General features: G+C 45.6%; 2 protein-coding genes and 1 pseudogene. All 3 read left to right on the top strand.

The features are described from left to right. Window positions 1-412 precede the first annotated feature (412 nt). Window positions 413-2,194 carry a Cas10/Cmr2 second palm domain-containing protein gene (locus RIG66_RS07750; RefSeq protein WP_446376788.1) on the top strand — a complete coding sequence of 594 codons (1,782 nt, stop codon included), beginning with the start codon at window positions 413-415 and terminating at the stop codon, window positions 2,192-2,194. Further along, window positions 2,179-3,300: a type III-B CRISPR module-associated Cmr3 family protein gene (locus RIG66_RS07745; protein WP_446376790.1), complete on the top strand. Its 1,122-nt coding sequence runs from the start codon at window positions 2,179-2,181 to the stop codon at window positions 3,298-3,300. The genes RIG66_RS07750 and RIG66_RS07745 overlap by 16 nt, the downstream gene beginning before the upstream one ends. A 166-nt stretch (window positions 3,301-3,466) precedes the next feature. Continuing rightward, window positions 3,467-3,886 (top strand): annotated as a pseudogene (locus tag RIG66_RS07740) (RAMP superfamily CRISPR-associated protein); the annotation flags it as partial. Window positions 3,887-4,024 lie beyond the last annotated feature (138 nt).

The following is a 4,024-nucleotide window of genomic DNA, read 5'->3' as shown; positions in this document are numbered from 1 at the left end:
CTACTACGGGATAAGGCTTTAGCCTGGGTGTAGTACATCGGCACGGGGGGAGCTTCAGCTTAACAATCTACGAAAATCTTGCGGTGAGATAATCCGAGAGTTTTTTATTGGGGGAATTTCCCCTTAAGTTGACACCAATGGGCAATGCCGTGCCCCTACCTGTCCATACCTAAACCCCAATCTTAAAAAACCTACTGGCGTGGCACACCTTAATTGGTGGATTAGCATTGTAGGGGCGCAAGGCTTGCGCCCGGTTTAAAGGTCAAATCTATTCCACAATTTTAGCTGTGTCAGTCCACTACCCTTGTGAGACTCCAAAAACTCCCATCAATCCTGCCTTCTTGCACTAGCCTCACATCCCGAACAATTGCTACAGTACAGTCTAGACACCCAAACCTCAAGGAAATCCACCGTGTCTGACTACACCGCCGCCAGCTTTGCCCCCGTACAAGGCTTTATCGAAAAATCCCGCAAATTGCGAGACTTGTATGGCTCATCGCTGATTTTATCCTTTTTAAGTTCTAAACTGGTGCAAAAGGCAGAATCCTTAAACCTCACGGTTATCTCCCCCGGATTACCCCATGTCGCCAAAGGAATGCCGAATCGGATTCTGGTACAAGGGAAATTTGACCGCAATTTAGTCAAAACTACTCTACTAACCGAATGGCAAAGGATACTCAGGATCTGCCGAGAGTGGATCGAAGATAACCTAGGTATCCCCAAAAATCAGTATTGTTGGTCACAAACGGAAGCCGATCAAGGACATCAGAAGGGAGAATGGGAACGCTGGGGAAGTTATACCTGGGAAGTCTTTTGGGGTTATGGTGACTCCGTACAAGCCGCCATGGATGACTTGGAAACCCGCAAACTCAAGCGCGATTGGATTGCGATTAACTGGATGGGGGAAAGTTCCAGTTTAACCGGAACCGATGCGATCGCGTGGCATCAATTGGGGAAGTTTAATTCTAATCCGGGTCATACACTCAGCCCATCAGAACGGGAGGAGATGGAACTATTTTATCGTCGCTTGTCTTGGCTACTGGATAATCCGGATTATCGGGTGGGACAATCGAGTCTATCTCTGGCAGAATTGAGAGAACGACAATCCCAACCTGATCAAATTGGTCGCTATATTGCCCCCAATGAACGGTTAAGTATTCCGGAATTAGTGAAGCGTTTAGTCACCTACGATAAACTCGCCGATACAATTGGACTGGATAGACTCAAAGCCAAACCCGATGACCCCGAATTTAAAGATATTATTCGCAACCCCGGATATTGGACGGGTTGGTTTATGGGGGATGGTGACAAAGTGGGCGATAAATTAAAACATCTGGCAAGTCGCCCTGATGAACCTGGTATAGACGTGACCATGGAACGTCTCCCTCCGGTGGAAAATCTCCCTCCTGATGCAACGAATCTGCAACAATTTACCCATTTAATCCGAGAATGGGGACAAGACTTTCAGAAAAAATCTGACTTATTTCCCCAGGGAAAAGGACGAGTCATTTATGCCGGAGGCGATGACTTTCTCGGTGTTTTATACAGCCCCGAATCCGAACCCGCCACGCCACCGAAAAAGGTTAAACCGATTGAAGCCTTGCAGTGGTTATTAACCTTAGAACAGCATTGGCAACAGCAACAACAGCAGATTAAACAGCAGTTAAATCTGGACTTTACCTATAGCGTTGGCTTCGTTTGGGCAGGACATCAAGTTCCCCAACGAGATATTCTACAACATTGTCGAGAAGCCGAACAACGGGCAAAAAATCAAGGACGCGATCGCGTGACGATTCGGGTGGTGTTTAATAGTGGTCAATATGTCCAATGGACTTGTACCTGGGACAATTTACCCATTCTCACCCAGTATCGCGATCGCGATGGCAAATCCTGGGGAGAGGAACCCAATTGGAACCATATTTATAGCGATTGGGCGCAGTTAAAAGCCCGTCACGCGATTCCCTTCAACGATAAATCCGATCATGCTGATGACGCGATCGCCCTGGCTATCTTTGATTTATATTTTCGCGATCGCCTCCCCCGACTTGATGATAAAAAACCGATTCATAAAGACTACCTCACCGATAGTGATAACGCCCATCATATTATCGGACAAGAGGCAACAAGTGCAGACTTTATTCAATGGATTGATGGCTTAATCAATATCAGTTGGCAACTATGTTCAAATACTTAATCACGATTCAGCCTCTCGGCTTGATGTACGGCAGTTCTGGCGCATTCCTCTCCCCCGAAAACCTAGTCGGGCGATCGGGAATGAAATTTCCCCCCGATGCTGCAACCGTATCCGGTCTTTTTTTCAGTACCAATAAATCGATGTCCTTTGCCGAACATCAAGAACTTTGTGAAAACTTAGTCGTCGCCGGACCCTTTTGGGCAAATCTTGATCAACTGGATGATTTTTATGTTCCTCTCCCCCGTCATAAATTAATTGCTCAAACCACCTCAGATGAATGGCAACTGATAAACCATCACTGGTGTCTCAAATCCCAAGTGAAAACCGATGAACCTGCCGCAGAAACCCTAGATCAAAATGAATCCGACTATCATTGGCTAAGACTCGATTACTGGGACGATGATCCGGAAATCATTCAACAAGATGCCAAAGAAAAATCACCCTCCGTTGCCGAGAAATCCTGGAACTATGTTCCCCTCTTACATCCCCGCCTGAAAAAGAATGAACGCCATGTTGTAACCGACGATGGTTTATTCCTAGAAACAGCAGTGCAGATGCAAGACGATACCTGCTTAGTTTACCTGTCCACCTATAACTTAGCCGATGGCTGGTATCAATTGGGCGGCGAAAGTCATCTTGTTGAAGTTCATAGTATTGAACTCACCCCAGAAACCCCAATTCAACAACGATTACAACACCCCATCAAACAAGCCTTTGCCTTAATTACCCCTGGAGTTTGGGGTTCAAACACTCTCTCCTATCGATATCCTAAATCTAAAACCTTTGCCCATGATTACCATAAAATTAAACTCCTCACCGACAAAGCCGTTCCCTACCGTTATCGGATTGGCTATGGGGAACAGAAGCCAGAATCCTTTAAAAACCGCGCTCCAGGACGTTTATCGCGGGGACGGTATGCTGTGCCAGCCGGGAGCGTTTATGTACTTCCAAAACCCTTAAATAAGACTTGGTGGGAGTTTCCTCAAGAGTGGTTTCCGGAAAAAGGATTGTTAAAAAAATTTGGAGTGGGTTTATGTTTACCGATTACTATCGCCGGGTTAAATAAAAACGGAGTGGAGAGGGGTGAAATAGACCAGCAAAATTGATGGAGTTGTCGGGGCGATCCGCTAGTATTAATTTTCGTAAATCGACCTCAAACCCTTCCTATTCCCTATTCCTTATTCCCTATTCCCTAATCTCAACCGTTAACTTTAATTGTGTCCACCTACTTACCTACTTACAATTCCTCTAAAGTCCAGGAGTTAATCACCAATGTATAAAACAGCCTACGGCATTATCGAAACCCTCGCCCCCTTACATGTCGGTGCAACAGCGGGAGAAGAACGTGGTAATTTAAACCTAATTTTTCGCGATCAGTTTACCCAAACTGGGATTATTCCCGGTAGTTCAATTCGGGGGCGATTACGCTCCCAAATACGACAGGTTGATAGTGAAGCCACAGCCAGCTATTGGTATGGACATGAAGCCGAATCCGAGTTATCAGAAAACACCACTGAATCCCTGGTAAAATTTGAATATGCCTCAATTTTATGGTTGCCTGTTTTTTGTCCAGGACAGCCAATTGTCTGGGTGAGTTGTCCTAAATTATTAAAGCGATATAAACGGATGACCGGAAATTCTGCCGCCTTACCTGACCCCAATCAACTGAAATATAAAGGGTCAAATACATTAACCCGCATTTCTCACGAAAGGCGCGATTGCGAATAGCAGAAACCTTACCAGACAAGGATTTAAGCCCATTTATTCACCCCCAGTTGCACAGAACAGTGTGTTGCGCCTTCAAGCCTCTGAATAATCATTTTTCTCAAC

Origin of the sequence: Coleofasciculus sp. E2-BRE-01 (assembly GCF_040221695.1) — a bacterium.
Taxonomy (GTDB): Bacteria; Cyanobacteriota; Cyanobacteriia; order Cyanobacteriales; family Coleofasciculaceae; genus Coleofasciculus.
This window is presented reverse-complemented; position numbering and strand designations above follow the sequence as displayed.

Coding starts and splice junctions, on each gene's coding strand:
- RIG66_RS07745 (WP_446376790.1), top strand. CDS start 2,179: ATGTTCAAATACTTAATCACGATTCAGCCTCTCGGCTTGATGTACGGC.